The organism is Desulfovibrio piger, from assembly GCF_012843875.1.
In the GTDB taxonomy this organism is placed as follows: domain Bacteria; phylum Desulfobacterota; class Desulfovibrionia; order Desulfovibrionales; family Desulfovibrionaceae; genus Desulfovibrio.
The window spans coordinates 40,894-66,502 of record NZ_JABAFY010000011.1; the positions used below are offsets into that span (position 1 = coordinate 40,894).

The 25,609-nt window shown below is 61.7% G+C and carries 36 protein-coding genes and 2 tRNA genes; 5 read left to right on the plus strand and 33 right to left on the minus strand.

Going from position 1 to position 25,609, the window contains the following annotated elements; genetic code table 11:
* Positions 1–433 precede the first annotated feature (433 nt).
* From rplQ to queF, 33 genes are all read right to left on the minus strand, one after another.
* Positions 434–838 carry a 50S ribosomal protein L17 gene (rplQ, locus tag HF854_RS04550; RefSeq protein WP_006008455.1) on the minus strand — a complete coding sequence of 135 codons (405 nt, stop codon included), beginning with the start codon at positions 836–838 and terminating at the stop codon, positions 434–436.
* A complete protein-coding gene (locus tag HF854_RS04555; protein WP_006008453.1) occupies positions 828–1,871 on the minus strand; it encodes a DNA-directed RNA polymerase subunit alpha in 1,044 nt (347 codons plus the stop codon). Before HF854_RS04555 ends, rplQ begins: the two co-directional genes overlap by 11 nt.
* An 11-nt stretch (positions 1,872–1,882) precedes the next feature.
* Entirely contained in the window at positions 1,883–2,509 is a 627-nt protein-coding gene (rpsD, locus tag HF854_RS04560; RefSeq protein WP_006008451.1) for a 30S ribosomal protein S4, read from the minus strand.
* 47 nt (positions 2,510–2,556) lie between these two features.
* Positions 2,557–2,946, minus strand: a complete 390-nt coding sequence (gene rpsK, locus HF854_RS04565; RefSeq protein ID WP_006008449.1) for a 30S ribosomal protein S11 — start codon at positions 2,944–2,946, stop codon at positions 2,557–2,559.
* Positions 2,947–2,991: 45 nt separating this feature from the next.
* Positions 2,992–3,360 carry a 30S ribosomal protein S13 gene (gene rpsM / locus HF854_RS04570; RefSeq protein WP_040369828.1) on the minus strand — a complete coding sequence of 123 codons (369 nt, stop codon included), beginning with the start codon at positions 3,358–3,360 and terminating at the stop codon, positions 2,992–2,994.
* Between the two features lie 15 nt (positions 3,361–3,375).
* Complete coding sequence (rpmJ, locus tag HF854_RS04575) at positions 3,376–3,489, minus strand: 50S ribosomal protein L36 (RefSeq protein ID WP_005027799.1); 114 nt, start codon at positions 3,487–3,489, stop codon at positions 3,376–3,378.
* 149 nt (positions 3,490–3,638) lie between these two features.
* A complete protein-coding gene (map, locus tag HF854_RS04580) occupies positions 3,639–4,433 on the minus strand; it encodes a type I methionyl aminopeptidase (protein WP_168935245.1) in 795 nt (264 codons plus the stop codon).
* Between the two features lie 25 nt (positions 4,434–4,458).
* Positions 4,459–5,772: a preprotein translocase subunit SecY gene (secY, locus tag HF854_RS04585; protein WP_168935246.1), complete on the minus strand. Its 1,314-nt coding sequence runs from the start codon at positions 5,770–5,772 to the stop codon at positions 4,459–4,461.
* A gap of 119 nt (positions 5,773–5,891) precedes the next feature.
* Positions 5,892–6,356, minus strand: a complete 465-nt coding sequence (gene rplO, locus HF854_RS04590) for a 50S ribosomal protein L15 (RefSeq protein ID WP_006008442.1) — start codon at positions 6,354–6,356, stop codon at positions 5,892–5,894.
* 27 nt (positions 6,357–6,383) lie between these two features.
* Positions 6,384–6,560: a 50S ribosomal protein L30 gene (rpmD, locus tag HF854_RS04595; RefSeq protein ID WP_072337311.1), complete on the minus strand. Its 177-nt coding sequence runs from the start codon at positions 6,558–6,560 to the stop codon at positions 6,384–6,386.
* A gap of 3 nt (positions 6,561–6,563) precedes the next feature.
* Positions 6,564–7,076 (minus strand): 30S ribosomal protein S5, encoded by a 513-nt coding sequence (gene rpsE / locus HF854_RS04600; protein WP_072337310.1) that lies wholly within the window; start codon positions 7,074–7,076, stop codon positions 6,564–6,566.
* A 1-nt stretch (position 7,077) separates the two neighbouring features.
* The gene (gene rplR, locus HF854_RS04605) at positions 7,078–7,437 is read right to left on the minus strand and encodes a 50S ribosomal protein L18 (protein WP_006008437.1); all 360 of its coding nucleotides are present in this window, start codon (positions 7,435–7,437) and stop codon (positions 7,078–7,080) included.
* Positions 7,438–7,451: 14 nt separating this feature from the next.
* Positions 7,452–7,991, minus strand: a complete 540-nt coding sequence (rplF, locus tag HF854_RS04610) for a 50S ribosomal protein L6 (protein WP_168935247.1) — start codon at positions 7,989–7,991, stop codon at positions 7,452–7,454.
* A gap of 9 nt (positions 7,992–8,000) precedes the next feature.
* On the minus strand, positions 8,001–8,381 hold the full coding sequence (gene rpsH / locus HF854_RS04615) for a 30S ribosomal protein S8 (RefSeq protein ID WP_006008433.1): 381 nt from the start codon (positions 8,379–8,381) through the stop codon (positions 8,001–8,003).
* A 622-nt stretch (positions 8,382–9,003) separates the two neighbouring features.
* Positions 9,004–9,189 (minus strand): type Z 30S ribosomal protein S14, encoded by a 186-nt coding sequence (locus tag HF854_RS04620; protein ID WP_006008429.1) that lies wholly within the window; start codon positions 9,187–9,189, stop codon positions 9,004–9,006.
* A 10-nt stretch (positions 9,190–9,199) separates the two neighbouring features.
* The gene (gene rplE / locus HF854_RS04625) at positions 9,200–9,739 is read right to left on the minus strand and encodes a 50S ribosomal protein L5 (RefSeq protein ID WP_006008426.1); all 540 of its coding nucleotides are present in this window, start codon (positions 9,737–9,739) and stop codon (positions 9,200–9,202) included.
* A gap of 9 nt (positions 9,740–9,748) precedes the next feature.
* The gene (gene rplX, locus HF854_RS04630) at positions 9,749–10,081 is read right to left on the minus strand and encodes a 50S ribosomal protein L24 (protein ID WP_040369827.1); all 333 of its coding nucleotides are present in this window, start codon (positions 10,079–10,081) and stop codon (positions 9,749–9,751) included.
* A 9-nt stretch (positions 10,082–10,090) separates the two neighbouring features.
* Positions 10,091–10,459, minus strand: a complete 369-nt coding sequence (rplN, locus tag HF854_RS04635) for a 50S ribosomal protein L14 (RefSeq protein ID WP_006008423.1) — start codon at positions 10,457–10,459, stop codon at positions 10,091–10,093.
* Between the two features lie 9 nt (positions 10,460–10,468).
* Entirely contained in the window at positions 10,469–10,732 is a 264-nt protein-coding gene (gene rpsQ / locus HF854_RS04640; protein ID WP_006008421.1) for a 30S ribosomal protein S17, read from the minus strand.
* A 12-nt stretch (positions 10,733–10,744) separates the two neighbouring features.
* Positions 10,745–10,933, minus strand: a complete 189-nt coding sequence (gene rpmC / locus HF854_RS04645; protein WP_040369967.1) for a 50S ribosomal protein L29 — start codon at positions 10,931–10,933, stop codon at positions 10,745–10,747.
* A 31-nt stretch (positions 10,934–10,964) separates the two neighbouring features.
* Positions 10,965–11,378 (minus strand): 50S ribosomal protein L16, encoded by a 414-nt coding sequence (rplP, locus tag HF854_RS04650; RefSeq protein ID WP_006008417.1) that lies wholly within the window; start codon positions 11,376–11,378, stop codon positions 10,965–10,967.
* Entirely contained in the window at positions 11,378–12,019 is a 642-nt protein-coding gene (gene rpsC / locus HF854_RS04655; protein WP_006008414.1) for a 30S ribosomal protein S3, read from the minus strand. The genes rplP and rpsC overlap by 1 nt, the downstream gene beginning before the upstream one ends.
* A 3-nt stretch (positions 12,020–12,022) precedes the next feature.
* Positions 12,023–12,361 carry a 50S ribosomal protein L22 gene (rplV, locus tag HF854_RS04660; protein WP_006008412.1) on the minus strand — a complete coding sequence of 113 codons (339 nt, stop codon included), beginning with the start codon at positions 12,359–12,361 and terminating at the stop codon, positions 12,023–12,025.
* Positions 12,362–12,370: 9 nt separating this feature from the next.
* Entirely contained in the window at positions 12,371–12,655 is a 285-nt protein-coding gene (rpsS, locus tag HF854_RS04665; RefSeq protein WP_006008410.1) for a 30S ribosomal protein S19, read from the minus strand.
* Positions 12,656–12,664: 9 nt separating this feature from the next.
* Positions 12,665–13,495 (minus strand): 50S ribosomal protein L2, encoded by an 831-nt coding sequence (rplB, locus tag HF854_RS04670; protein WP_006008408.1) that lies wholly within the window; start codon positions 13,493–13,495, stop codon positions 12,665–12,667.
* 1 nt (position 13,496) lies between these two features.
* Positions 13,497–13,787 (minus strand): 50S ribosomal protein L23, encoded by a 291-nt coding sequence (gene rplW / locus HF854_RS04675; RefSeq protein WP_006008406.1) that lies wholly within the window; start codon positions 13,785–13,787, stop codon positions 13,497–13,499.
* A 12-nt stretch (positions 13,788–13,799) separates the two neighbouring features.
* Positions 13,800–14,423: a 50S ribosomal protein L4 gene (gene rplD, locus HF854_RS04680; RefSeq protein WP_006008404.1), complete on the minus strand. Its 624-nt coding sequence runs from the start codon at positions 14,421–14,423 to the stop codon at positions 13,800–13,802.
* Positions 14,424–14,436: 13 nt separating this feature from the next.
* Positions 14,437–15,066 carry a 50S ribosomal protein L3 gene (rplC, locus tag HF854_RS04685; protein ID WP_168935248.1) on the minus strand — a complete coding sequence of 210 codons (630 nt, stop codon included), beginning with the start codon at positions 15,064–15,066 and terminating at the stop codon, positions 14,437–14,439.
* A 12-nt stretch (positions 15,067–15,078) separates the two neighbouring features.
* Entirely contained in the window at positions 15,079–15,396 is a 318-nt protein-coding gene (rpsJ, locus tag HF854_RS04690) for a 30S ribosomal protein S10 (protein ID WP_006008400.1), read from the minus strand.
* Between the two features lie 995 nt (positions 15,397–16,391).
* Complete coding sequence (ftsY, locus tag HF854_RS04695; RefSeq protein WP_168935257.1) at positions 16,392–17,954, minus strand: signal recognition particle-docking protein FtsY; 1,563 nt, start codon at positions 17,952–17,954, stop codon at positions 16,392–16,394.
* 1,131 nt (positions 17,955–19,085) lie between these two features.
* Positions 19,086–20,090 (minus strand): hypothetical protein, encoded by a 1,005-nt coding sequence (locus tag HF854_RS04700; RefSeq protein ID WP_168935249.1) that lies wholly within the window; start codon positions 20,088–20,090, stop codon positions 19,086–19,088.
* Positions 20,087–21,751 carry a murein biosynthesis integral membrane protein MurJ gene (gene murJ, locus HF854_RS04705; RefSeq protein ID WP_168935250.1) on the minus strand — a complete coding sequence of 555 codons (1,665 nt, stop codon included), beginning with the start codon at positions 21,749–21,751 and terminating at the stop codon, positions 20,087–20,089. The genes HF854_RS04700 and murJ overlap by 4 nt, the downstream gene beginning before the upstream one ends.
* 113 nt (positions 21,752–21,864) lie before the next feature.
* A complete protein-coding gene (gene queF / locus HF854_RS04710; protein ID WP_006008387.1) occupies positions 21,865–22,368 on the minus strand; it encodes a preQ(1) synthase in 504 nt (167 codons plus the stop codon).
* 125 nt (positions 22,369–22,493) lie between these two features.
* On the opposite strand from queF, the gene HF854_RS04715 reads away from it, so the two are divergent.
* From HF854_RS04715 to HF854_RS04735, 5 genes are all read left to right on the plus strand, one after another.
* Complete coding sequence (locus HF854_RS04715) at positions 22,494–23,276, plus strand: MogA/MoaB family molybdenum cofactor biosynthesis protein (protein WP_168935251.1); 783 nt, start codon at positions 22,494–22,496, stop codon at positions 23,274–23,276.
* Positions 23,277–23,387: 111 nt separating this feature from the next.
* The gene (locus HF854_RS04720; protein WP_168935258.1) at positions 23,388–24,212 is read left to right on the plus strand and encodes a 4-hydroxybenzoate octaprenyltransferase; all 825 of its coding nucleotides are present in this window, start codon (positions 23,388–23,390) and stop codon (positions 24,210–24,212) included.
* A gap of 1 nt (position 24,213) precedes the next feature.
* Positions 24,214–24,762 (plus strand): ribosome biogenesis factor YjgA, encoded by a 549-nt coding sequence (gene yjgA, locus HF854_RS04725; protein WP_168935252.1) that lies wholly within the window; start codon positions 24,214–24,216, stop codon positions 24,760–24,762.
* 630 nt (positions 24,763–25,392) lie between these two features.
* Positions 25,393–25,468: transfer RNA gene (locus HF854_RS04730), tRNA-Thr, on the plus strand.
* 64 nt (positions 25,469–25,532) lie between these two features.
* A tRNA-Thr gene (locus HF854_RS04735) sits at positions 25,533–25,608 on the plus strand.
* Position 25,609 lies beyond the last annotated feature (1 nt).

The window sequence follows — 25,609 nt, forward strand, 5'->3', positions numbered from 1 at the left end:
CACCAGGCTGTCCTCCTCTATGGATCTGCCGGCTGCCTCCGGCGTGAGAACCAGGAAGGACAAGGGAACGGGAACGCCTGCAGCGTATGTAAAAAAGGGATAGGGGCTGTCGGTCAGTACAGGCATGTGAGTGCAGAGGCTGCGTTGTCGTGGAGCGCCAAACTTTCCGGACAGCGTGTAGGAATGCAGGCTCCGGGCTGATGCACGGCCGTACGGAGGCGCCGAAAGGGATGGGGATTCCCTCGTCTTGCCGCATATCGGCCGGGCTCCCGGCATGCATACGGAAAGGGGGCCCCCGAAGGGCAGCAAGCCCCCTGCAGGAGGACGTCTTCCTCCCCTGCCAGGCTATTCCCCAAAACGCAAAAAGGCCCCCTTGCGGGGGCCCTTGTATCCTTTTCCCTCGTCCGGCCGGAACCGGACACGGTCATCGGAACTACTCGGCGCTTTCAGCCTTGGCGGGAGCTTCCGTCTTGGCTTCGGGCAGGCGGGTCAGTTCGATGATGGCCATGGGAGCGTTATCGCCCTTGCGGGGCATGGCCAGCTTCATCACGCGGGTGTAACCACCAGGCACACCGGCGAACTGGGGACCAATTTCGTCAAACAGGCGCTTAACCAGAGCGTAGTCGCACAGCACGCGGTAAGCCAGACGGCGGGCGTGCAGGTCGTTGCGCTTGGCCAGGGAGATCAGCGGCTCGACAACGCCGCGGAGTTCCTTGGCTTTCACTTCGGTGGTGCGGATGCGGCCGTGGATAAGCAGCGCCTTGGCGAGATTGTGCAACAGGGCCTTACGGTGCGCAGGCGTCCGCGAAAGTTTTTTGCCGGAATTGCTATGCCTCATTTTGCTGCTTCCTTTTCCAGTCCTGATATTTCTTTTCGAAACCGTCAACCTTCATGCCGAAATCAAGGCCCATGTCGTGCAGGACTTCCTTGATCTCGTCCAGAGATTTACGGCCGAAGTTCTTGGTTTTGAGCATTTCAGCCTCGGAACGCTGCACCAGTTCGCCCACCAGCGCGATGTTGGCACTGCGCAGGCAGTTGGTGGCGCGCACCGAAAGCTCGAGATCGTCGATGCTCTTGAAGAGATGCTCGTTGGTCTCGCCGCTGTCGCTGCTGCCGTGACGCATGTCACCGGACACACGTTCATCGAAGTTGATGAACACCGAGATCTGATCCTTGATGATCTTGGCGCTGTACGCGATGGCATCTTCAGGGGTCAGCGAGCCGTCGGTCCACACTTCGAGAATCAGGCGGTCGTAGTTGGTCATCTGACCCACACGAGCCTGTTCCACAGCGTAGGCGACCTTGCGAACCGGCGAGAAGGAGGAGTCCAGCTTAATCAAACCGATTTCATCGGCCAGACCTTCGTGCATGTCGGCAGGCACATAGCCCTTGCCCATGCGCACTTCAAATTCCATCTCCAGCACCACGTCCTCGGTGAGGGTGGCGATGTGCTGTTCAGGATTGAGCACGGTCACATGCTGATTGGCCTGAATCTGGGCGGCCGTAACAGGCCCTTTGCTGTCAACGCGAAGCGTCAGGCGCTGCGGTTCGTCCGTGTCCATGCGCAGACGCACCTGCTTGATGTTCAGCACCACGTCGGTCACGTCTTCGAGGACGCCGTGGATGGTGGTGAACTCATGCTGCACGCCGGTAATCTTCACAGACACAAAGGCAGCACCCTGCAGGGAGGCAAGCAGCACACGACGCATGGCATTGCCGATGGTGGTGCCGTAACCTCTCTCCAGCGGTTCGCAAACAAACTTGCCGTGCGTGCTGCTGGCCGTGTCTTCGTCGCGCAGGATCTGGTCGGGCTTGACGAGCTCGTTCCAGTTGCGCGCATTGATAAGGCGTTCGCCCTGTTTGATAAGCATGAAGCCCCCGCTTATTTCGAGTAAAGTTCAACGATCAGCTGTTCATTGACCGGGAACTGGATGTCGTCACGCTGCGGCAGAGCCTTCACGGTGCCCTTGAAAGCGGCGCCGTCGGCTTCCAGCCAGGCGGGGCAACCGCGGCGGGCGATGACTTCCTGGGCTTCGGCCAGAACGGGGATCTTGCGGTTCTTTTCGGGCACTTCGATGGTATCGCCCACGCGCACCTGCAGCGAGGGGATGGTCACCTTGTGGCCATTGAGGGTGAAGATGCCGTGACGCACCAGCTGACGGGCCTGGTTACGGGAGTTGGCGAAACCGAGACGGTACACCACGTTGTCCAGGCGGCGTTCCAGGATCACCAGCAGGTTGGTACCGGTGACGCCCTTCTGCATTTCAGCCTTTTCGAAGTATCCGCGGAACTGCTTTTCCAGGATACCGTAGCTGCGGCGGGTCTTCTGCTTCTCGCGCAGCTGGACAGCGTATTCGCTGACTTTCTTACGCGCACGGCCGTGCTGGCCAGGAGCGTAGGGACGGCGATCATAAGCGCACTTGTCGGTAAAGCAGCGGTCGCCCTTCAGGAAGAGCTTGCAGCCCTCGCGACGGCAAATGCGGCATTTGGCTTCAGTATATTTGGCCATTTGAAGAATCCTCTTGCGTTGATTACCACTGCCTCTCGGGCAGCCAACTACACGCGACGGCGCTTAGGCGGCCGGCAACCATTGTGGGGGATGGGCGTAACGTCGCGGATGAAAGCAACCCGGAAGCCAACAGCGGCAATGGCGCGCATGGCGGCTTCACGACCGGAGCCGGGGCCCTTCACATACACACCCACGGTGCGCATGCCGTTGTCCTGAGCCTTGCGGGCGGCAGTTTCGGCAGCAACCTGGGCAGCGAAGGGGGTGGACTTGCGGGAACCCTTGAAACCGCTCTGGCCGGAAGAGGCCCAGCTGATGGCGTTGCCGCGAGTGTCCGTAAAGGTGATGATGGTATTGTTGAACGAAGCCTGGATGTGGGCAATGCCCACGGGCACGTTCTTCTTTTCTCTTTTCTTGACCACTTTCTTGGGTCTGGCCATGATATTACCTCAATCTGGCTAAATTCGCGTGAAAAGGAATGCGCCCTACTTCTTCTTGCCCACCACACCGCGACGGGGACCCTTGCGGGTACGCGCATTGGTGTGGGTGCGCTGACCGTGCACGGGCAGGCCGCGACGGTGACGCAGGCCACGGAAGCAGCCGATGTCCATGAGGCGCTTGATATTGGTAGAGATCTCGCGACGGAGGTCGCCTTCCACCTTGTAGTTCTGCTCGAGTTCCTTACGGATCTCGTTCACTTCGTCGGCGGAAAGATCATCAATGTTGCGCTCCCAGTTCACACCGGTGGTGCTCAGGATCTGCAGGGCCGTAGCACGGCCGATGCCATAGATATAGGTGAGCGCAATGTCCACACGTTTGCCACGAGGCAAATCAACACCTGCAATTCTCGCCACAGTACGTCTCCTGCCCTAGCCCTGGCGCTGCTTGTGCCGGGGGTTTTCGCAGATAACTCGAAGAACACCCTTGCGCCGGATCACCTTGCACTTGGGGCATATTTTTTTGACGGAAGGTCTGACTTTCATGATTCGTCTCCAATGAGTGGCAAAGCCATCCGGCTTTGCGTGACCAAGGTTTGCCGCTGCCGGAAGCACAACACAAACCCGGTCAATACGGCTGCTCACCGCTCATTAGCAGCGGGAACAGAAACCTTTATCCATCTTTACCTGCTCTGTCAACAACCAATTGTCGTCCGGTTCAGGCCGCGGTCCGAAATGCTCAGGATCCGGGGTCCGTCCGGCGTAATGGCTACACTGTGTTCAAAATGCGCAGCCAGGCGGCGGTCGCGTGTCACAGCAGTCCATTTGTCTTCCAGAACGTCCACCTCGTAGCTGCCGGCGGTGACCATGGGCTCAATGGCGATGACCATGCCGTTACGCAGGGTCAGCCCGCGGACACCGGGGTGATAGTTGGGGACTTCCGGCTTTTCGTGCATCTTGGCGCCAACTCCGTGGCCCACATACTGACGCACGACATTGAAACCGGCGGCTTCCACATAGTTCTGCACGGCCATACCGATGGCATAGACATCGTTACCGGCACGCGCCTGCTCGATGCCGACATAGAGGCTCTCCTCCGTGACGCGCATGAGCTTGCAGGCTTCCTCGCTCACCTTGCCCACAGGGAAGGTACGCGCAGCGTCGCCCACAAAACCTTCAAAGACCACGCCCATGTCGACGCTGACGATGTCCCCTTCCTCAAGCAGCCGCGGGGAGGGGAAACCGTGGACCACCTGCTCGTTGACCGAGCAGCATGTGGCGTAGGGGTAGCCGTAATAGCCCAAAAAGGCCGGTTTCACTTTATAATCGGCGCACATGTCGCGCGCCAGTTCTTCAAAGCGCATGGTCGTTTCGCCCGGCTTCACGATGTCGCCGATGGCATCCAAGATGTTGGCCACCATACGGTTGGCCTCGCGCAGGCAAGCGATCTCCCGCTCATTTTTGATGAATGCGCCTTGATACTTCTTCATGACTTTCCAGCTCTCTTTGCCAGAATTACATGCGGCCGCCCTTGCGGGCCGCCTTGTTCATCAACCCCTGGTACTGGGTTGAGATCATGTGGGACTCGACCTGATTCATGAAGTCCATGGCCACGCCGACAAGGATCAGCAGGCTGGTACCACCGAAGTAGAACGGCACGTTGAACTTGGCGATCATGAGCATGGGCAGCAGGGAAATGGCCGAGATGTACACCGCGCCGCTCAGGGTCAGACGCGAGAGTACGGTGTCGATGTATTCCTGGGTGCGTTCGCCGGGACGGATGCCGGGGACGAAGCCGCCGTTCTTCTTCAGGTTCTCGGCCATATCCTTCGGGTCGATGATGATGGCCGTGTAGAAGTAGCAGAAGAAGAAGATCAGGACAACATAGAGCACATTGTACAGGACGCCGTGCGGAGCAAAGAAGTCCGTGACCATCCTGACGTATTCATTGGTGGAGAACTGGCCCACCGTGGCCGGGAACAGCAGCAGCGACGAGGCGAAAATGGGCGGGATGACGCCCGCCGTATTAACGCGCAGGGGCAGGTGCGTGTTCTGGCCGCCAAACATCTTGCGTCCGATCTGGCGCTTGGCATAGCTGATGGGGATACGGCGCTGGGCACGCTCCACGAACACGATGGCCGTCAGCACGGCGGCCATGAGCAGCACGATGATGACCGCGAGGAAGATGCTCATGCTGCCGGACTTGATGAGGTCCATGGACTGCATGATGCCGCGCGGGATGCCCACCACGATACCGCAGAAGATGATCAGGGAGATGCCGTTGCCGATACCGCGTTCAGTGATCTGCTCACCCAGCCACATGACGAGCATGGAACCGGCCGTGAAGGTGGCCATGGTCACCATGCGGAAATGCCAGCCCGCATTGAGCACGATGGGCGTGCCGTCGGGGCTGGTCATGGATTCGAGCCCGATGGAGATGAACAGGCCCTGCACCAGGGTGATCAGCACGGTCAGGTAACGGGTGTACTGGGTTATCTTGCGGCGTCCGGCCTGGCCTTCTTCCTTGGCCATGCGCTTGATGTCGGGGCTCACCACCTGCAAAAGCTGCATGATGATGGACGCCGAGATGTAGGGCATGACACCCAGAGCGAAGACGGACACGTTGGACAGGCCGCCACCGGAGAACATGTCGAACATGTCGAACAACGTTCCCGACAGGCTTTTGAAGTACGCGGCCAGGGCCGCGGCATCCACACCGGGGATGGGCACATGCACACCGATTCTGTAGCAGCACAGAAGGAGGAAGGTCCAGCCCAGGCGCTTGGCCAGAGAAGATTGTCCGAGGGGATTAACCGATGCTGATGCCATGAATCACTCGTTACCTTTTACGCTGTAAGGGACGCATATGCGCGGGAGCGTCTTTACCCCGCGCCCATTCCGGCGCGGGGTCAAAGACATCCGCCTGCCGTTACCGGCATGGCGCATAATTACTCAGCCGCTTGCGCAGCTTCAAGTTCGGTGGCTTCGCCGCCGGCGTTGCGGATCTTTTCCGCAGCGGCCTGGCTGAACTTGTGAGCTTCCACCTTGATGGCCGACTTCACTTCGCCGCGGGAAAGCACTTTCACGGGCGCGCCCAGACGGGCCAGGCCGCGGGCGTAGATGTCGTCCAGGGTGATCTCGCTCTTGCCTTCAAAGGCTTCCTGCAGACGGTCCAGATTGATCACGTCGTAGGTCACCTTGAAGGGGAAGTTCTTGAAGCCGTGCTTGGGAAGACGACGCTGCAGGGGCATCTGGCCGCCTTCGAAACCGGGACGCACACCGCCGCCGGCACGGGCGTTCTGACCCTTGTTACCCTTGCCAGCGGTGCAGCCCAAGCCGGAACCGGAACCACGGCCCACACGACGGCGGGTTTTGCGCTCTTCCGGGAAGGGAAAGAGATTGTGCAGTTGCATGATATATACTCCTCCTGCGGCCGTGGACTAGTCCACCAGGGCCACAAGGTGCGAAACTTTGGCGATGATGCCCCGGATGGCCGGGGTGTCCTTGAACGACTTGACCTGTTCGCGACGCTTGAGGCCAAGGGAGTCCAGCAGCTTGCGCTGGGCCGGCGTGGTGCCGATGCGAGAACGCACGAGTTTGACCGTAATTTCAGCCATGACTTACTTCCTCGGGGCTTCGAGCTTCTTGCCACGCAGCTCGGACACTTCGTCAGCGCTGCGCAGGGAGATCAGGCCCTGCATGGTGGCACGCAGCACGTTATGGGGGTTGTTGGTGCCGATGGCCTTGGCCAGGACGTCACGCACGCCCACGGCTTCCATGACGGCACGCACGGCACCACCGGCGATGATACCGGTACCTTCGGAGGCGGGCTTCAGCATGACGCGACCAGCGCCGAAGCGGCCCAGCACTTCGTAAGGCAGGGTGCCTTCCACCAGAGGAATCTGCACGCGGTTCTTGCGAGCGCGTTCAGTGGCCTTGCGCAGGGCTTCGGGCACTTCCTGGGCCTTGCCCAGGCCGTAGCCCACGCCACCCTTGCCGTCGCCCACCACCACAAGGGCGCTGAAGCTGAAACGGCGACCGCCCTTGACCACCTTGGCCACGCGGTTCAGGGAGACGATCTTTTCGATTTCGCCCAATTCGTTCTGTTTGGTTTCGGTATTTTCCTGACGCATATTAGAACTCCAGGCCGCCTTCGCGGGCGCCGTCGGCCACGGCTTTCACGCGACCGTGATAAAGGTACCCGTTGCGATCGAACACCACCTGGGTGATGTTCTTTTCCTTGGCAAGACGGGCGATTTCCATGCCCACCTTCTCGGCGCCGGCCAGGTTGCAATGCATACCGGCTTCGGTCTTGGCCAGGCTGAGGGTGGAGGCGGCGACCAGGGTGGCGCCTTCCTGATCGTTCACGATCTGGGCGTAGATGTGCATGTTGGAGCGGTACACCACCAGACGGGGACGTTCGGCGGTACCCTGCACCTTTTTACGAATGCGAACCTTGCGGCGCTGACGGGATTCATTCTTGGTAAGCTTCATGACGCAATCCCTACCTACTTCTTGCCGCCGGACTTACCGACCTTGCGGCGGATGGTCTCGGTGGTATACTTAATGCCCTTGCCCTTGTAGGGTTCGGGCTTGCGGATGCGACGGATCTTGGCGGCCATTTCGCCCACCAGTTCCTTGTCGGCGCCGCTGATGGTCAGGATCTGACCTTCGGCCTTGGCCTGGATGCCTTCGGGCAGTTCCACCAGCACGGGGTGGGAGAAGCCCACGGACAGTTCCACCAGGTTGCCCTTGACGGCAACGCGGTAGCCCACGCCGATCACTTCCAGGGACTTGGAGAAGCCCTTGGTCACGCCTTCGATGCAGTTGGCGAGCAGGGTGCGGCGCAGACCGTGCTGAGCACGGCTGTGACGGTCGTCTTCCACGCGGGTCAGGGTCAGCACACCGTCGGTGAGGTCATAATTCAGCAGGCTGCACACAGGGGTATGCAGCGTACCCTTGGGGCCCTTCACTTCCACAACATCCGTTCCGATCTTGACTTCAACGCCAGCGGGAACGGTAATGGGCTGTTTGCCGATACGAGACATGGTGCACCCCTACCAGATTTCACACAGAAGTTCGCCGCCCACCTTCTTTTCATGGGCGGTCATGCCGTCCAGCACACCGCTGGACGTGGACAGAATGCAAATGCCGAGGCCGTTCTGCACCTTGGGGATCTGGTGAGCGCCCACATACACGCGGCGACCGGGGGTGCTGACGCGCTTCAGGCCGGAGATGACGGCCTTGCCCTTCTGGTACTTCAGCGTGATGGTAATGTTGCGGTCGTCGATAGCCACGTCTTCGACGTAACCTTCCTGCTTGAGGATGGCGGCTAAGGCTTCTTTCATCTTCGAGCGCGGCACATTCACTTCCTTGTGCAGGGCCAAATGTGCGTTGCGGATACGGGTCAGCATATCCGCAATAGGATCTGTCAACATCGATAGCTCCTAAGGTTGGTTTCGTGAGGGGTTAGCGGCCCCATGCCGCCACTTCCCGCACACAATCGAAAGTCCATATCCCAAGCCGGAGCAAAAGGCAATGTTTTTTTTGCTCACGGCCTGAAAATCCGCTCTTTCCAGGGCGTTCCCGAGTCATGCCGGCGCCGGTCCTGCCGGGCATCCCGGCCTGCATGCGAGGGACCAGGCACCGGATCGCCGCACCATGAATGAAAACGGGGCTGCTCCACTGCAGGAGTCCCGCCCGTCTCCGGTGCGACCCGCGCCGCATGGCCGGCTCCACCGGACTTTCCGGCAGGGTACGGCGTACGGCGCGCAGGGGCAGATAGCCCATCTGTCATCGGGAAGCAAGAAAAATTTGCAAAAGGAAGGAGACCGGCCGGGTGAAGAACGTATCCCGAAAGAGGATACGTCCCTCCCCGGAAGCCGGAAACCATGTAAGACTGCGCCCCCGGATGCGCACAAGGGACCTTCCTGCCCGGGGCCGCCCGCCGGATGCAGGAAGCGCCGGGGCACAGTCCCCTCTCCCCTGCCCTTCTCCGGAAACGGAAAGAGGGACCCCTTTCGGAGTCCCTCCATCTTTCAGATCAGTCCGGGATGCGGATTACCAGCTGGATTTACGCACACCGGGCAGTTCGCCGCGCAGGGCCATGTTGCGGAAGCAGATACGGCAGATGCCGAACTGGCGCATGAAGGCCCGGGGACGCCCGCAAATGGGGCAACGATTGTAGGCGCGGGAGCTGAACTTGGGCTTACGGGAAGCCTTCACTTCAAGAGCGGTACGGGACATAGCTCTACTCCTACTTGCGGAACGGCATGCCCAGCTGGTCCAGAAGGAACTTGCCTTCCTTGTCCGTGGTCGCCGAGGTGACAATGGTGATGTTCATGCCCTTGGGGTTTTCCACACGGTCAGCTTCCATTTCGGGGAAGATGGTGTGTTCCTTGATGCCCAGGGTAAAGTTGCCGCGACCATCAAAACCACGGTCCGGGATACCGCGGAAGTCACGCACGCGGGGCAGGGCAAAGTTCATCAGCTTGTCCAGGAAGTCCCACATACGATCCTTGCGCAGGGTGACGCGAGCCCCGATGGGCATGCCTTCACGCAGCTTGAAGGAAGCGATGGACTTCTTGGCGCGGGTAACCACGGCCTTCTGTCCGGCGATGGCGGTCAGTTCCGCCACGGCTTCTTCCATCAGCTTGTTGTTCTGGCTGGCGGCGCCGAGACCGATGTTCAGAGAGATCTTCTCGATGCCGGGCAGTTGCATGGAGGAGGAGTAGTTGAACTCCTTCTGCAGTACCGGAACCACTTTCTCTCTATAAATCTTTTCAAGGCGTGTCATCGTATCACCTTATTCCATAACTTCGTTGCACTTCTTGCAGAAGCGCACTTTTTTCTGCTTGCCTTCGGACTCAATGTACTTGTAGCCCACCTTGGTCGGCTTGGCGCAAGCGGAGCACACCACCATCACGTTGGACACGTGGATGGGCATTTCCTTTTCCACGATGCCACCGGGCTGCTGGGCATAGGGGTTGGGGCGCATGTGGCGCTTGGCCACGTTGACCTTTTCCACCAGCACGCGGTCCTTCTTGGGAAGAACCTTGAGCACCTTGCCGATCTTGCCCGCGTCCTTGCCGGTGATGACCATCACCTTGTCGTCCTTGCGGATGCGATACGTTTTCATAGTCATCTCCTACAGCACTTCGGGGGCAAGAGAAATGATCTTCATGAAGTTGGCGGCGCGCAGCTCACGAGCGACGGGTCCGAAGATACGGGTACCCACGGGTTCGCCCTGGTTGGAGAGCAGGACAGCGGCGTTGCCGTCGAACTTGATGTAGGAGCCGTCCATGCGACGCACTTCCTTGGCAGTGCGCACGATAACGGCCTTCATGACGTCGCCTTTCTTGACCTTGCTGTGGGGCATGGCTTCCTTGACGGACACGACGATGATGTCGCCCACGGAAGCGTAACGGCGGTGGGAACCACCGAGCACCTTGATGCAGGCCACCTTTTTGGCGCCGCTGTTGTCGGCCACCTGAAGAGTCGATTCTACCTGGATCATGGTTCTACCCTACACAGCCTTTTCGATGATGGAGACCAGATGCCAGCGCTTGTTGCGCGACATGGGGCGGAACTCCACGATTTTAACCTTATCGCCCATGCCGCATTCGTTCATGGGATCATGAGCCGTGAACTTTTTGCGGCGCCTCACATACTTCTTGAGCAGAGGATGCTTCACCAGCGTTTCAACGCGCACGACGATGGTCTTGTCGTTCTTGTCGCTGACAACGATACCGGTGAGGGTTCTGCCCTTGCGATTTTCCAGAGCTTGCATGGTTCAGCCCCTCTATTCCTTTTCAGTCAAAACGGTGGAAATGCGAGCCACCTGACGGCGCATGGCCTTGAGCTCGGAAGTCTTTTCAAGCTGCGCGGTGGCATGCTTGAAACGGGCCGTCATGAGTTCTTCGCGCTGTTCGGCCAGCTTGGCACGCAGCTCTTCGACGCTCATGTCGCGCAGCTCGGCGGCAGTGGCCATGGCGGCTTTTTCGTTCTTCTTGGCAGCCATACTACAGGCCCTCCCTCACCACGATGATGGTCTTCACGGGCAGCTTGTGGGCGGCGCGGGTCAGAGCCTCGCGAGCCAGGTCAAGGCTGACGCCCTTGATTTCGTACAGCACGCGGCCGGGCTTGACCGGAGCGCACCAGCCCACCGGAGCACCCTTACCGGAACCCTGACGGGTTTCAAGAGGCTTGGCGGTCACGGGGCGGTCGGGGAACACGCGGATCCAGACCTTACCGCCACGCTTGATGTGACGCATCATGGCGATACGGGCGGCTTCAATCTGCTGGCTGGACAACTGACCGTGCTGCACGGCCTTCAGGCCAATATCGCCAAAGGCGATGGAGGCGCCGCGGCTAGCCAGGCCACGCAGGCGGCCCTTCTGCCATTTACGGAATTTAACTTTCTTAGGCGCGAGCATTACTGATCAACCTCTTTGTCAAGGATTTCACCCTTGTAGATCCACACCTTGACACCGATGATGCCGTAGGTGGTGTGCGCTTCGGCAAAACCGTAGTCGATGTCGGCGCGCAGGGTCTGCAACGGCACGCGACCGTCACGGTACCATTCGGTACGGGCGATTTCAGCGCCCGCCAGACGACCGGAGCAGGTCACCTTGATGCCTTCGCCACCGAACTTGCGGGCCATGGACACCGTGCGCTTCATGGCGCGACGGAAGGCCACGCGGCGTTCCAGCTGCTGGGCGATGTTTTCGGCCACGAGCTGGGCTTCCACTTCGGGACGACGGATTTCATTTACTTCCAGCGAGAACTCACGGCCAAACTTCTGGCGGAGGTCGCCGCGCAGCTTTTCGATTTCCACGCCCTTGCGGCCGATGACGATACCGGGACGGGCAGTGGACAGGATCAGACGGATCTTGCCACCGGCGCGTTCGATTTCGATCTTGGCCAGCCCCGCATGATACAGGAGCTTCTTCACATAGGCGCGAATCTTGCTGTCTTCAAACACAAAGGCAGGGTAGTCCTTCTTGCTGAACCAGCGGGACTGCCAGTTCTTGTTGTACCCCAGCCGGAAGCCAAACGGATGAACTTTCTGACCCATAGCCTATTCCTGCCCTTCTGCGAGTATAACGGTAACGTGGCTGGTACGCTTGTGAATCTTGGTGGCACGGCCCTGGGCGCGGGGCATGAAGCGCTTCCAGGTGGGGCCTTCGTTCACGATGACTTCCTTGATGACCATGGCGTCCACGTTCACGCCACCCAGCTGGGAGGCATTGGCCACGGCGCTCTTGAGCACATTCAGCAGCACGCCGGCGGGCTTGTTGGGGGTGAAGCGCAGAATGTTCATGGCTTCTTCCACACCCTTGCCCTGCACGTTCTTGGCCACAAGGCGGGTCTTGCGGGGCGACACGCGCTGGAATTTCGCGATAGCTTTGGATTCCATATCTCTACCCTACTTCTTGCCGGCCTTGGCCTTCTTGTCAGCGGCGTGGCCGTGGAAGGTACGGGTGGGCGAGAATTCGCCCAGCTTGTGACCCACCATGTTTTCGGTCACGAACACCGGCACAAACTTTTTGCCATTGTGCACCGCAAAGGTCAGACCCACCATTTCGGGCAGGATGGTCGAGCGGCGCGACCAGGTCTTCACCACGCGATGGTCATTGGAGGCCACCGCAGCGTCAACCTTCTTCATCAGGTGGCCGTCGATGAACGGCCCTTTCTTCAAAGATCTGGGCATCTGCTACTCCTACTTCTGGCCGCGGCGCTTAATGATAAGGCGCGAAGAAGCCTTGTTCTTGTCGCGGGTCTTGAAGCCCTTGGCAGGCATACCCCAGGGCGACACGGGATGACGACCACCGGAGCTGCGGCCTTCGCCACCGCCCAGGGGATGGTCGATGGGGTTCATGGCCACACCGCGGACCTGAGGACGGCGACCCAGCCAGCGGTTGCGGCCGGCCTTGCCCAGGGAGATGTTTTCGTGCTGGATGTTGCCCACCTGGCCCACAGTGGCCACGCAGGAAGCCAGCACCTTGCGCACTTCGCCGGAGGGCAGACGCAGCAGGGCGTACTTGCCTTCCTTGGCCACGAGCTGGGCGTAGGTGCCAGCGGCGCGGCAGAGCTGGCCACCCTTGCCGGGGTACAGCTCGACGTTGTGGATCACGGTACCCACCGGGATGCGGGACATCTGCATGGCGTTGCCGGGCTTGATGTCGGCACCTTCACCGGCCAGCACCACGTCGCCCTGCTTCAGACCCACAGGAGCGATGATGTAGCGCTTTTCGCCGTCCACGTAGTGGAGCAGGGCGATACGGGCGGTACGGTTGGGGTCGTATTCGATGTGCGCAACCTTGGCGGCGATGCCGAACTTGTTACGCTTGAAGTCGATGATGCGGTACAGGCGCTTCACACCGCCGCCACGACGACGGCTGGTCACGCGGCCACGGTTGTTGCGGCCGGCCTTCTTGGTCAGGCCCACGGTGAGCGACTTCTCAGGGGTCGTCCGGGTGATTTCCGCAAAGTCGGAAACCGTCTGGAAACGACGCCCGGCGGAGGTCGGTTTCAGCTTACGGACAGCCATTTTACACTCCCTCGAAGAACTCGATTTTATCGCCCTGGCGCAAGGTCACATAGGCCTTCTTCCAGCCGGGCTTACGGCCCACCACGCGACCCTGGCGTTCCCGATTGGAGGGAGCCTTGCGAACCACGTTGACCGCTTCAACTTTCACATCAAAAGCCTTTTCCACGGCCTGCTTGATTTCAAGCTTGTTGGCGCCGGGATGAACATAGAAAGCCACCTGACGGGACTCATCCTTCAGCAGGGTGGTCTTTTCCGTCAGCAGGGGCTTGATAAGAACCTGGGTGAATTCCATGAGTTGCCCCTCTTATTTTTCAAAGCGGGCCTGCACGGGCGCCACGGCGCCTTCCAGCAGGACCAGCTGCTTGTGGCGGAGGATCTCCAGCACGCTCAGACGATCAGGCGTGGTCAGCGTGATGCCGGGGATGTTGCGGGCGGAGCGGGTCAGGGCTTCGCTTTCCTCGGCGGTCACGATGAGAGCCTTGTTCAGGCCCAGAGTACCGGCCACTTTGGCAAAATGCTTGGTCTTGGCTTCGGGCAGTTCGATGCCCTTGACCACCAGCAGGTTTTCGGCGGCCAGACGGCTCGACAGAGCCATCTTCATGGCCAGGGCGCGCACCTTGCTGTTGACCTTGAAGCTGTAATCGCGGGGCTGGGGGCCAAACACGATGGCGCCGCCACGCCACACGGGCGAACGATTGGAGCCGGAACGGGCGCGACCGGTGCCCTTCTGCTTCCAGGGCTTCACGCCGCCGCCGGAAACGAAGGCGCGGGTCTTGGCCATGTGGGTACCGGCGCGCTTGGCGGCCATCTGGGCACGCACCACGAGGTTGAGGATCTCGGGACGAGCCTCAACTTCAAACACGTCGGCGGAAAGCGTCAGTTCGCCGCATTCCTGCTTGTTCTGGTCATAAACTTTCACGGTAGCCATTGTTGTGCTTCCTCTACTGCTTGCGGATCAGCACCAGCCCGTTCTTGGGGCCGGGCACGGAACCCTTGACCAGGATGACGTTGTCGGCAGGACGAACGTCAACGATCACAAGGCCCATTTCCGTCACGGTTTCGTTGCCCCAATGGCCAGCCATCTTACGGCCCTTGAACACATGGCCGGGGAAGGTGTTGTTACCGATGGAGCCGTTGTTACGGTGCACTTTTTCGCAACCGTGCGTATCCTTGGAACCGGCGAAGTTCCAACGGCGCATACGGCCCTGGTAGCCCTTACCGATGCTCTTGGCGGTCACTTTGACCTTGTCGCCGGTAGCAAACATTTCCACGGTCAGTTCCTGACCGGGTTCCATTTCAGGGGCGTTTTCCAGGCGGATTTCACGCAGTTCGCGGTACAGGCCGGTGCCGGCCTTGGCGAAGTGGCCCTTCATGGCCTTGCTGACGTGCTTTTCCTTGTCTTCGGTCAGCGCGATCTGCAGAGCGTTGTAACCGTCGGTTTCAACGGTCTTCACCTGGGTGACGGGGCAGGGCCCGGCCTGAATCACCGTGACGGGCACAGCGGCGCCGTCACCGGCAAAAATGCGGGTCATACCAAGTTTACGACCCAAAATTCCCATTTTCTCAGCCATGACTGCCTCTCACTAGAGCTTGATTTCAACGTCCACGCCAGCGGGCAGGGAAAGCTTGCCGAGGGCGTCAACGGTCTGCTGCGTGGGTTCAAGGATGTCCATAAGCCGCTTGTGGATGCGCATTTCGAACTGCTCACGGGACTTCTTGTCCACATGCACGGAACGCTGAATGGTGTACTTATGAATATTGGTGGGCAGCGGGATGGGCCCGGCCACACCGGCACCGGTATTGCGCGCCGTATCCACGATTTCCGCAACAGCCTTGTCCAGGATGCGGTAATCGTAGGCTTTGAGCTTGATCCGAATGCGATCACTGCTAACTGTCGTCATTGTTGCCTACTCCGTTTGAAAAATCCTGGCCGGTTGGGTTCGGCGCAGGTTTCTTAACAGCTTTGCGCGGGCCAAAAACCACGGGCCCGAAGGTCGGCCTCACCCGTTGGGGAGACTGGGCAACAACTTGGGGAAGAGAAGCGCTTGAAGCAGCGCACATCACAGAATCTGAAGGAATCAGATATATCGGAAGGTACGGACGCCTGAGCGTGCCTGCATCATCCGTGTGATGCTTCCCGGCGTAGCCCAGGCCTGTCACTGACTGAAGCAGTGACGAGGGTGGTCCCGCAGGGTCACCAAATGGGGGAACATCCCCCCTTACCTTTACAGCCCGGGGTCACCTGATCGCCAGGTGGGATCCGCTGTGTGGGCTGGAACGGCTCGACATTGTCTCGGCATCTGGTAACGCCTGCACATGTCAAAACCCGCCGCGGAGCGACCGCTTTGGGTGCATCAGGACAGACTCAATCTGCCCTTCCCTGCCGTCCAGGGAACAGCCTTGTTGCTCAAGGCGAGGTTCCTTCTATCGGGAATGGGGCGATGCGTCAAGTTTTTTTCACTGCGAGAGGGATTTTTTTTCGCGCTATTGCTGATTTTCCCGTTCCGACAAGAAAAAAGCGGAGCTCAGACGCGGATAAAGGAGGCATGTCATAAAATATATATTGCCATCCGCCGGAGTGGGGAATTTCTCACAGGCCGAAGCGCAAAAACACGACCTGTAGCCCCATGAAGCAAAAAAAAATCCCCAGCGACATCACGGATCGGGGGCTGCCCCAAGCGCCCCCTGCCGCAGAGGCAAACAGCGTGACGAAAAATTGTTGCTTCGATTGTTGGAGGCCTTCCTCCCGCAAGATCCGGGAGCGGGATGTGACGGCTGCCCAGGATAGCGGGCGAGATCCACAGCCCGGTACAGCGTTTTTTCCCCAAAAAAGCGGGAGGGGACTTTCCCCAGCAGGAAAAGCCCCCCTCTCGTCTACATCATACTAAAATCAGCGCTACTTGCCCTGATCCAGGTCGCCCAGCAGGGCGCGGGCATAGTCGGCACCGTTGAAGGGCCGCAGGTCTTCGAGCTTTTCGCCCAGGCCCACATAGGTGATGGGCAGCTTTTCCTGCATGGCCACGGCGATGGCCACGCCACCCTTGGCCGTACCGTCCAGCTTGGTGAGGATGAGCTCGTCCACACCGGCGGCTTCCTTGAAGAGCTTGGCCTGCGAAAGAGCGTTCTGGCCGGTGGTGGCGTCGATGACCAGGATGCAGCGGTGCGGCGCGCCTTCATGCTTCTTGCCCAGCACCTGACGGATCTTGGTCAGCTCTTCCATAAGGTTGACCTTGGTCTGCAGGCGGCCGGCGGTATCCACAAAGAGGATGTCCACCTTTTCGGCCAGGGCGCGGTCCATGGCTTCGTAGGCCACGGAGGCCGGATCGGAACCGGCGGGGCGGGCATGGAAGAGCGCGCCCACGCGTTCGGCCCAGACCTGCAGCTGCTCGATGGCCGCCGCACGGAAGGTGTCGGCCGCGGCGATCATGACCTTTTTGCCCTGCATGCGGGCGCGGTGGGCCAGCTTGGCGATGGTGGTGGTCTTGCCCACGCCGTTGACGCCGATGAAGAGCACCACTTCGGGCGGGTTCACGGCGCTGATACGACGCGGCAGACGGAAGATCTCGTCCACTTCGGCCATGAGCAGGCCGCGCACGTCTTCCACGCGGGTCACGTTCTCCTTGCGGGCCCGTTCACGCAGACGCTCCACCAGCTCCAGCGAAGGTTCGTAGCCCAGGTCGGCCATGATGAAGAGCTCTTCCAGCTCTTCCCAGAAACTTTCGTTGAGTTCGCCGTGGCTGCTGAACAGGCTGTCCAGACGGCGGGAGAACTGCTCGCGGGTACGGCTCAGGCCTTCGCTGATCTTGAGGAACAGGCGGCTGCGCTCGTCTTCCTCGTCCTCCATGTCCAGGGCCAGGGTCAGGCGATACTGCAACTCGGAGCGGAATTCGTCCAGCTGCACATATTCCATACGCTCCAGCCAGCCACGGAAATCATCCACGAAGGCGTCCACTTCGGCGGCGGGCGCATCCAGCGAACGCAGCAGGAAGCGCAGACGCTTCCAAAGTTCGTCCCCGGCTTCTTCCACACCTTCCAGCACGATGCCCAGCCAGACGGAGAGGCGCGGTTCGGCCTCGCGCAGACACAGGATCATGGACTGGGCCAGAGCGGGATCAAGACCGCAGGTCTCCAGCGCGGGCGCGGTGGGACGCTCGGCCGTGGCAGCCGCCGCAGCAACGGCAGTGGCGGCAAGGGCCGTATCGGCCACGACCTCAGCGACGGGCTCGTCCTGGTCCGGCGTAGCAGCGCTCTCCGTGTCTTTTTCCACCTCGGCCGGAGGTTCCTGTTCCGTGCTTTCAGCGGCAGCCGCGACACGTTCATCCGTACCTGCTTCCGCTACGGCAGTTTCAGAATGGACGTCTTCGCCCGCCTCCTGCTCCACCGCAACAGGCGTTTCTTCAGCCTCGCCAGCAGGGGCAGCCGCTTCCGGCCGGGCCGTATCTTCGTCACTGCCGAAGATGCGCTGCCACCAGCTGCGACGGGGCGCAGACGCTTCGGGCTTTTCTTCCGCTTCTTCGCGGACCTCGTCGCGGGCAGCTTCCTCTTCCGCGACATCCGTCCCGGCGTCGTCAGCTTCTTCAGCGGCAGCTTCGTCGGCTTCAACAGGGGTCACAGTGGTCGTATCGTCACCGGCCGCATCAGCCATCACGACGGCATCGGCCCCGGTCACGGCCTCAGGCAGCGGTTCTTCTTCCGCTTCCTGGGCAGTCTCCACAACGGTCTCAGCCTCGACAGCCACAGCTTCCGCTTCGGCAGGGGCCTCTTCCTCTTCTGCAGGGGATTCTTCCACAACATCCACGGGAGCGGCATCAACGCCAGCAGGCTCCTCGCACATCTCGACAACTTCGGCTTCCGCAGCCTCAGCTTCCGAAGCAATCGCTTCCGAACTGACGCCATCCTGTTCGGGAGCACCCGTTTCTGCAGCGGCATCACCGGAAGCTTCTTCCGGCGCCGCAGCCTCGGCAGCCGCTTCCGTCACAGGCTCCTCGACCGAAGGGAGTTCATCTTCCATCACAGCAGCCGGGGCTTCTTCCGCTTCGGCGACCGGTTCGCTTTCGGCCTCCACGGAGGGCTCATCCAGAAGCGTCGGCACCTCAGCTTCCGCCACAGGTTCCCCTTCCGCCACGGTGCTCTCGGCTTCTGCCGGAGCTTCGGACGCCGCAGGCTGGTCGGCAGGCGCCACCGTCACGGCAGCCTCGACGCTCCCGCCCTCCTCTGCGGCTCCGGCGGCAGGGCCATCGCTTTCAGCGGCGGGCACTTCCACCACGGGCTCATCCGCGACCACGGCTTCAGCCTCCGGCGCCACCTGTTCGACATCCCCGGCAACGGGGGCGGCCTCGTCTTCCGGGGCCTCGTCCGCAGATGCGTCTTCAGCAGGGGCAACGACTTCTTCAGCCGCCGGGACGCTCTCCGGTTCCGGCGTGCTTTCCGGCTCCGCTACGGCGCTCCCGGTATCAGCGGCAGGCTCCTCCGAGGCAACAGACGTTGCGACCGCTTCCTTCTCGACTGCCGCGGCCTGCGTTTCTTTCGTTTCCTCGGTGCCCCCACCAAAAAACTTTTTTACTGCGGAAAAAAAGCCCATAGTCTCTCCTTATTTCACTGCGGCCCCGCTCAGGGCCTGCAAAACTTCTTCAAGATCAGCCGCACAGGTCTCCACGGCCAGCGCACGCGCCTCACAGCCGGGATCCTCCAGCGCATCGAGCATCTCGCGGGCGCTGTCCTCAAGGCGCACAGCCCCCAGGCAGGGCGCTGCGGCAAGCAGCATCCGCCCCAGATGGCACAGCCCTTCCAGCTCATCTTCCGCATACAGGCGCATCATGAGCATGGGTGCATGGGCAAAGGTCTGGCGGAACAGGGCCGCGGTCATATGCCAGCTTGCGGGGTTCCCCTGCTGGAAATGCCTGCCGCGGATGGCATCCACCGGCAGAGCGTCCTCGGGGGCGGCGACATCCTCACCGGAGACGGGCCGCCACTTCCGGTCGTCGGATTTTTCCGGCTCCGGATCTCCCTGCTTGCGCAAAAGCTGCAGCCCCAAAGAATGCAGGCGCCTCAGATCGCCCCAGTGCCAGTACAGCGCCGCCAGAAAGACGCTGAGCAGCAGCGTATTGATGATGAAGCGCCAGGTCTCGCGCTGCATGACCTTGTCCGAACCTTCCTGCACCAGGCGGCGGGCAAGATAGACCTCCACCGTGCCCACGGGCTGCCCTTCCCGGCGCAGCGGGCTCATGCCCTGCACGGTATTCTCCGTGATCTCGCCGTCCCAGGGCACGGCCTCCCAGTGCTCATTGCGGCGCTGGCCGGAAAAAAGACTGTCCCCCACCTGCACCGTCACGGCGTACAGGCGCTGATCCTCCATGAGCCCCGTCACCAGGGCGTCCGTGGAAACGGCGGTGAGTTCCCCGTGCAGTCCCAGCAGATGGGTGAAACGGCTGGCCACCCGGCCTGCCTCGTTCTGCAGACGGTTCTGTGCGGCATCGCGTTCAGCCATGATGTTCCACGCTGCCTGCGCCAGAAAGAGCAATATGACCAAAAGCCAGCAGGCCAGGGCCACCCAGCGGCGGTATCTGGTCAGGAAAATAAGAACTGACCGCTTCACGAGCGGGAATCTCCTTGCAATTTTGTGCGCAGCTTATGTGCCAGCATACGCGTATCGGCGTCCCCAAGCAGAACGAGGGCGCTCCCCCAGGCACAACATCCGGCCCCGATGGACAGAGCCAGGCCCGCCATGGCGGGCAGCCCGGGCAACAGGACCGGCATTACGGACAGCAGCTCCTGCAACGGGCAGACCATGCCGCACAGGCGCAGGACGATCAGGGCACCTGCGGCTGCCGCGCCCGCGGCCAGCCCATGCCGCAGACAGGCCATGCCGTCCAGAAGCGCCGGCGCGGGCAGCAAAGGCCGCAAACGTCGACGCAGCCCCCGCCACAGCCAGACGGTCTGTCCCCACAGGGCCGCACTGGCCGCCGCAGCCGGCAAACAAAAATATATGTCCCTTGCCATACTATGTAACAGCCACGCCCCGCCTGCAAGCGTAAAAACAACGGCAAGCAGCGAGGACAAGGCCGTCAGGCGCACGTCGCCCAGGGCGTTGCAGCCCGCCAGCAGGCAGCGGCTCACCGCGCAGGCGGGCAGGCAGGGCAGGTACGCCCAAAGGGCCAGGGTCACCTGCCGCACCCCCGTGGCATCGAATTCCCCGTGATGCAGCAAAACGTCCACAAGGCAGGGGCCCACGGCCCACAGCCCCGCCGCCGCAGGCAGGGACAAGAGCGTGGCCCAGCGCAAGGCCAGGGCCATGTCCCGCCGGAAGGCGGCAAAATCTTTTTCTCCGGCCAGACGGCTCAAACGCGGCAAACTGGCCATGCCGAGGCAGGCACCGATCAGGCCCAGCGGCAGCTCCAGCAGGCGCTCGGCATAGTACAGGCCCGCGATCTGACTGCCCACCGCCAGCCCCATGGCCGCCAGCATCACCAGCTGCGGCGCGGCGGCCCCCAGCAGGCCCAGGGGCAAGCGCCCCAGACAGCCCCACAGCTCACGGCCGGAGGGCGCGGCGGCCGGACGCTCCATGGCGGTCGCCGGGAATACATGACGGGCATAGCCCCATTGGGCCAGCCACTGGGCCAGGCCCCCGGCGCTCATGCCCGCGGCCAGTGCCGCCGGGACAGCCTCTGTGCCTCCCGCCAGCCAGCCCGCCAGCATGGCACTGATGACCACCACATTGAAGATGACGGGCGAAAGCGCGGGCAGCCAGAAGACTTCGCGGCAGTGCAACACCGCCATGCCCAGGGCCGCCATCCCTGCCAGCAAAACATAGGGCAGGCAAAGGCGGAGCAGGCTGCTGCCCTCCGCCAAGGCTTCAGGAGAAAGCGCGGGCGCCAGAAAGGCCAGCAATTGCGGCGCTGCCAGCATGCCCAGCAGGACAAGGCCGCCCAGCACCAGCACGAGGCGCCGGAACAGGCCGGAGGCCAGAGCGGGCAGCGGATCCCCCTGGCCTTGCGCCACATCGTGCCGCACCAGCCAGGCCGTGAGCGTCATGGACAAAGAGCCTTCGCCCAGCAGGCGGCGCAGCAGATGCGGCAGGCGCAGGGCCGCCACCAGGGCATCGGCCACCGGCCCGCAGCCCACCATCCAGGCCATGCCCATGTCGCGCACCAGTCCCAGCAGGCGGGAAAGTAGGGTGAACAACGCCAGCATCCCGGCCGTGCGGGCCATACGGGCACCGCCTGAAGGACGGGGAGCATTGCCGTGCGAAAGGCTCATGGGCATATCCTTAATAAAAAGACGTCCCGGTGCCGGCTGGGACCGGGACCGGGCACGCGGCACATCGAAAAAAGCCTCCGGCAGGAAAAGGCGCCCTGCCGGAGGGAGCTGCGTTACGGTCTGTGCGGATCGCTTTCCGTACGCCAGGCCTGGACAGCGGCCCGGACGGCAGCGTCCTTTTCCTCGGGCATGTCCTTGAACTGCTCGGCAAAGACATGGATGCGCGTACCGCCACGGGGCACGAACAGGCCCTTGACGCGGCACCAGCAGGGTTCGAGCACGGTCCACAGGTCTTCCAGCACCGTGTTGGTGATGGTCTCCATGAAGGACTGATGGTTGCGGAAGGCGAACATGTAGAGCTTGAAGCTCTTGGATTCCACGCACAGCTGGTCCGGGATGTACTCCACGGTGATGGTGCCCATGTCCGGCTGCCCCGTCACCGGGCACAGGGACGTGAACTCGGGGAAGGCGATGCTGATGACGTAGGGACGCTGGGGGTAACGGTTGGGAAAGGATTCCAGCAGCGCCGTACTGGGGCCGCCCTGCAATTCGGGCATCTTGCCGGTCCCCAGCACATGCAGGTGCTGCGTCTGGTCCTGGCTGCGGGTGGTGGACATGAAAACTCCTTTTCTGATCTTGCCGGGCACCGGGAACGGGCCGCGGCTGCCGTCCTTGTAACTTATTGTGCTTGCCGCTACAATAGCGGCCGTTATCTGCCGTCCCGGCAGTTTGTGGAGGATGCATGAAACTTTCTGTTGCCTTGCGAGCCTGTTCCGCCGGGGGCCTCATGCCCCTGTCCGTGGCCCGGGTCGCAGGGATGCCCAGCCATCGTCTGGCGTCCCCGCTGGTGCGCCAGTGCCCCTTCATCCCTGTGGGCACCGGCCTGTATGATGCGAACGATGTGGAACTGCTGCGCGTCACGGGCCGCTGCTGGCTGCCCGCCGATGACGGCGGCCACGCCCTGCAATGCCTGATGACCCGCGCTCTGGTGGATCTGCCCGTGGGCGAGATCAGCCTCGAGACGCGGCGCACGGGCCGTGCCCTGGCCTGGGTGACCCTTTCGGACAAAGGCTCCCAGGGCATGCGCGACGATACCAGCGGCCCGGCCATGGCCGCCTTGGTGGCCGATACCCTGCCCCTGTGCCACAGCCAGGGCTTCCTGCTGCCCGATGATGCGGTGCAGCTGCGCGCCCTGCTGGTGGATCTGGCCCTGAACCAGGGCTATGACGTCATCTGCACCAGCGGCGGTACGGGCGTGGGCCCGCGCGACATCTCGCCGCAGGTCACGTCCGCGGTGCTGGACTATCCCCTGCCCGGCTTCAGCATGGCCATGATGCAGGCCAGCCTGGCCAAGACGCCCCATGCGGCCATCTCCCGTGCGGTGGCCGGCGTGCTGGGACAAAGCATCATCATCAACCTGCCCGGCAGCCGCAAGGCTGTCGTGGAGAATCTGGAAGCTGTCCTGCCCGCCCTGCCCCATGCGCTGGACAAGTTGCACGGCGATCCCGCCGACTGTGGAGGTTAACCCCTGATGAAACTGCCCAAATTCACCCTGCCCCGTTTTTCCCTGCCTTCCTGCCGGCCGGGGGCGCTGTGCGGACGTTTTTCCGTCCGCGGCTTCGTCTCCTTCTGCCGCATGATCCGCATCGAGCACTCCATCTTCGCCCTGCCCTACGCCTGGGCCGGTTCGGTCATGGCCGCCGGCGGCATGCCGCCGTGGGACAAGCTCGTCCTGCTGACCATCGCCATGGTGGGCGTGCGTTCCTTCGCCATGGGCATCAACCGTATCTTCGACCTGCCCTTTGACCGCGAGAACCCCCGCACCGCCAACCGCCATCTGGTCACCGGCGAGATCAGCGTGCGCCAGGCCTGGATATTCTCCCTGGTCATGGCGGCCATCTTCGTGCTGGCCTGTGCGGCCATCAACACGGTCTGTCTCATCCTCTCGGTGCCTGCCCTGATCTTTGCCGCCGTCTACAGTCTGACCAAGCGTTTCTCGGCCGTCTGCCACTTCTGGCTGGGGGCCACCCTCGGCCTGGCGCCGCTGGCCGGGGCCCTGGCCGTGAATCCCGAGGGCCTGGCCATGGGGCCCATCATGCTCTTCTTTGCCGTGACCTTCTGGGTGGGCGCCTTCGACATCTACTATTCCTTCCAGGACTATGATTTCGACGTGGCCTTCCGCCTCTGCTCCGTGCCCTCGATCTACGGCCCGGACACCGCGCTGGCCATTGCCGGCTTCTCCCATGCCGTCACGTCCATCTTCCTGTTCCTGACCGGTATCGCCGCCGGACTGGCCTGGCCCTGGTATGTGCTCTGGTCCGGTGTGTCCGCCATCCTGTTCTGGGAACATCATCTGATGCGTCCGCAGGACCTCAGCCGCGTGAACATGGTCTTCTTCACCCTCAACGGCATCATCTCGCCGCTGGTGCTGGTGGGCGTCATCCTGGGAGTGGTGCTCTAAGATGCCGCGCAAGAAACAGTATCAGTGGGATGTGGAGACCAACGGGCAGGAAGCCCCCGAACAGCTCAGCCGCTCGGCCAAAAAGCGCCAGAGCTCGGCCCTGCAGGATCTGGGCGCCGAGCTGACCAAGCTGCCCGTCAACGAACTGGACAGGCTGCCCCTGACGCCCGATCTGCTGGAGGCCCTGCGCCTCTATACCCGCATCAGCAACCGTGAAGGCAAGCGCCGTCAGCTGCAGTTCATAGGCCGCCTCATGCGCGAGGTGGACGCCGGGCCGCTGGCCGAAGCCATCGAGGCCCGCAAGAACGGCCAGCAGGCCGATGCCGCCCGTCTGCACCTGGCCGAACAGTGGCGGGAAAAGCTGCTCTCCGCTGCCGAGGCGGACGTGGAGGATCTTCTGGCGGCCTTCCCCTGGCCCGATGCCGAAGCCGCGGGACGCCCGGAGCTGGAAAAACTGCTGGCCGAAGCCCGCAAGGAAGACGACCGGCGTCCGCCCCACGCCCGCCGCGCCCTCTTCCGGGGCATCATGCGTCTGCTGGAACAGCGTTAGGGAATTCTTTTGGCAGGGGAAGGGGCCCCTTTTGGAAAAGGGTCTCCCTTCCCCCTGCACCCCCATCCCCCTAAAACGTTTATCTGGGTCCGTGTCCTGCCCGAAAGGTGCGACCTGCGGGCCTCAGTCTTGATTCGCTCTTTTGTGGGTGTCTCCCCTCCTTCTTCCCCGGCCTTTCCACCTTGCCCTGCCACGGCAGTGCGCTGACTGTCCGTGAAAAGGCCGTTCACGCAAAGGCTGTCTGCCCCCTCATCCTGCGTAAAAGCCCTCTTGCCAATGATGGGTCAGCGGGATCTCCGTATGCTCCTTTCCCTGCATGGCTCCCGTGTGTCCGCCTGCGCCGATGCCGCCCGGCCGCATACGGCAGATGGTGTGGTCACCAGAGGCCACGTCCGCGCCCTTCTGCCGCCATCGCTTGTCACGCAGGCGCCGAGATTTTTTCCCAAAACTGCCGCCCGCGCTGCCGGCCGGACGTTGCAAGCCCCTATGCCCGGCTTACCCGCTCAAAATTCGACAATTTAATCATTATATTTCAACATGTTATTGTCTTGAAAATTTTTCTCAGCAAAAAATGAAAAAATCGCTTGACCCCGAGGGAGTTTTTCCGTAGAAGTCTTCTTCGTTGAGCACGCCCTTGTAGCTCAGTCGGTAGAGTGCATCCTTGGTAAGGATGAGGTCACCAGTTCAATCCTGGTCAAGGGCTCCAGCAAACAACACGACGCCTGTGGAAACATGGGCGTTTTTTTGGGGAAACCCGGACATATAGGACCGCCCTTGTAGCTCAGTCGGTAGAGTGCATCCTTGGTAAGGATGAGGTCACCAGTTCAATCCTGGTCAAGGGCTCCAG

Bases quoted from the DNA above. Each gene is read 5' to 3' on its own strand.
- rplQ (WP_006008455.1), bottom strand. From the start codon at position 838: ATGAGGCATAGCAATTCCGGCAAAAAACTTTCGCGGACGCCTGCGCAC.
- HF854_RS04555 (WP_006008453.1), bottom strand. From the start codon at position 1,871: ATGCTTATCAAACAGGGCGAACGCCTTATCAATGCGCGCAACTGGAAC.
- rpsD (WP_006008451.1), bottom strand. From the start codon at position 2,509: ATGGCCAAATATACTGAAGCCAAATGCCGCATTTGCCGTCGCGAGGGC.
- rpsK (WP_006008449.1), bottom strand. From the start codon at position 2,946: ATGGCCAGACCCAAGAAAGTGGTCAAGAAAAGAGAAAAGAAGAACGTG.
- rpmJ (WP_005027799.1), bottom strand. From the start codon at position 3,489: ATGAAAGTCAGACCTTCCGTCAAAAAAATATGCCCCAAGTGCAAGGTG.
- map (WP_168935245.1), bottom strand. From the start codon at position 4,433: ATGAAGAAGTATCAAGGCGCATTCATCAAAAATGAGCGGGAGATCGCT.
- secY (WP_168935246.1), bottom strand. From the start codon at position 5,772: ATGGCATCAGCATCGGTTAATCCCCTCGGACAATCTTCTCTGGCCAAG.
- rplO (WP_006008442.1), bottom strand. From the start codon at position 6,356: ATGCAACTGCACAATCTCTTTCCCTTCCCGGAAGAGCGCAAAACCCGC.
- rpmD (WP_072337311.1), bottom strand. From the start codon at position 6,560: ATGGCTGAAATTACGGTCAAACTCGTGCGTTCTCGCATCGGCACCACG.
- rpsE (WP_072337310.1), bottom strand. From the start codon at position 7,076: ATGCGTCAGGAAAATACCGAAACCAAACAGAACGAATTGGGCGAAATC.
- rplR (WP_006008437.1), bottom strand. From the start codon at position 7,437: ATGAAGCTTACCAAGAATGAATCCCGTCAGCGCCGCAAGGTTCGCATT.
- rplF (WP_168935247.1), bottom strand. From the start codon at position 7,991: ATGTCTCGTATCGGCAAACAGCCCATTACCGTTCCCGCTGGCGTTGAA.
- rpsH (WP_006008433.1), bottom strand. From the start codon at position 8,381: ATGTTGACAGATCCTATTGCGGATATGCTGACCCGTATCCGCAACGCA.
- HF854_RS04620 (WP_006008429.1), bottom strand. From the start codon at position 9,189: ATGTCCCGTACCGCTCTTGAAGTGAAGGCTTCCCGTAAGCCCAAGTTC.
- rplE (WP_006008426.1), bottom strand. From the start codon at position 9,739: ATGACACGCCTTGAAAAGATTTATAGAGAGAAAGTGGTTCCGGTACTG.
- rplX (WP_040369827.1), bottom strand. From the start codon at position 10,081: ATGAAAACGTATCGCATCCGCAAGGACGACAAGGTGATGGTCATCACC.
- rplN (WP_006008423.1), bottom strand. From the start codon at position 10,459: ATGATCCAGGTAGAATCGACTCTTCAGGTGGCCGACAACAGCGGCGCC.
- rpsQ (WP_006008421.1), bottom strand. From the start codon at position 10,732: ATGCAAGCTCTGGAAAATCGCAAGGGCAGAACCCTCACCGGTATCGTT.
- rpmC (WP_040369967.1), bottom strand. From the start codon at position 10,933: ATGGCCACTGCCGCCGAGCTGCGCGACATGAGCGTCGAAGAGCTGCGT.
- rplP (WP_006008417.1), bottom strand. From the start codon at position 11,378: ATGCTCGCGCCTAAGAAAGTTAAATTCCGTAAATGGCAGAAGGGCCGC.
- rpsC (WP_006008414.1), bottom strand. From the start codon at position 12,019: ATGGGTCAGAAAGTTCATCCGTTTGGCTTCCGGCTGGGGTACAACAAG.
- rplV (WP_006008412.1), bottom strand. From the start codon at position 12,361: ATGGAATCCAAAGCTATCGCGAAATTCCAGCGCGTGTCGCCCCGCAAG.
- rpsS (WP_006008410.1), bottom strand. From the start codon at position 12,655: ATGCCCAGATCTTTGAAGAAAGGGCCGTTCATCGACGGCCACCTGATG.
- rplB (WP_006008408.1), bottom strand. From the start codon at position 13,495: ATGGCTGTCCGTAAGCTGAAACCGACCTCCGCCGGGCGTCGTTTCCAG.
- rplW (WP_006008406.1), bottom strand. From the start codon at position 13,787: ATGGAATTCACCCAGGTTCTTATCAAGCCCCTGCTGACGGAAAAGACC.
- rplD (WP_006008404.1), bottom strand. From the start codon at position 14,423: ATGGCTACCGTGAAAGTTTATGACCAGAACAAGCAGGAATGCGGCGAA.
- rplC (WP_168935248.1), bottom strand. From the start codon at position 15,066: ATGGCTGAGAAAATGGGAATTTTGGGTCGTAAACTTGGTATGACCCGC.
- rpsJ (WP_006008400.1), bottom strand. From the start codon at position 15,396: ATGACGACAGTTAGCAGTGATCGCATTCGGATCAAGCTCAAAGCCTAC.
- murJ (WP_168935250.1), bottom strand. From the start codon at position 21,751: ATGAGCCTTTCGCACGGCAATGCTCCCCGTCCTTCAGGCGGTGCCCGT.
- queF (WP_006008387.1), bottom strand. From the start codon at position 22,368: ATGTCCACCACCCGCAGCCAGGACCAGACGCAGCACCTGCATGTGCTG.
- HF854_RS04715 (WP_168935251.1), top strand. From the start codon at position 22,494: ATGAAACTTTCTGTTGCCTTGCGAGCCTGTTCCGCCGGGGGCCTCATG.
- HF854_RS04720 (WP_168935258.1), top strand. From the start codon at position 23,388: ATGATCCGCATCGAGCACTCCATCTTCGCCCTGCCCTACGCCTGGGCC.
- yjgA (WP_168935252.1), top strand. From the start codon at position 24,214: ATGCCGCGCAAGAAACAGTATCAGTGGGATGTGGAGACCAACGGGCAG.